We start from the raw sequence: 374 nt of genomic DNA, 5'->3' as shown, positions 1-374 counted from the left end.
CTTACCGGCAGGCCCATCACTACCCAGAAGGTATAGCGGAAACCAAAAAACAGCATCAGCGTCAGAAAAACCAGCAGTAACCCTTGCCAGGCATTGTTGATCAGCATCGACAGCCGGTCCTTGACAATATCGGTGAAGTTCTGGGTTAGCACAAAGTGGCTGCCAGCAGGCAAGTAGGGGGTTTCACGGTCGATAAAGGCTTCGACGGCGTCGAGCACCCGCAGGCTGTCATCGGTACTGTTTTTGGCGACTCGCAACAGAGCCGCCCGCTGGCCATCAAAAATCACTTGATGATCGTTGTCTTCAAAGGTGTCGGTGATGGTCGCCAGATCGCGCAGACGGATTTCAGCCCCATCCGGGTTACTGATGATAAC

1 protein-coding gene is annotated in these 374 nt (G+C 53.7%); it reads right to left on the bottom strand.

All coding sequences use genetic code 11. From position 1 onward, the window contains the following. On the bottom strand, nt 1-374 hold a 374-nt coding region (locus Q4563_RS17000; protein WP_303605329.1), incomplete at both ends, for an efflux RND transporter permease subunit.

The sequence above is a fragment of the Gilvimarinus sp. 1_MG-2023 genome (genome assembly GCF_030548285.1).
The sequence above is the reverse complement of the archived record's forward strand: the minus strand, read 5'-3'. Positions and strand labels throughout refer to the sequence as shown.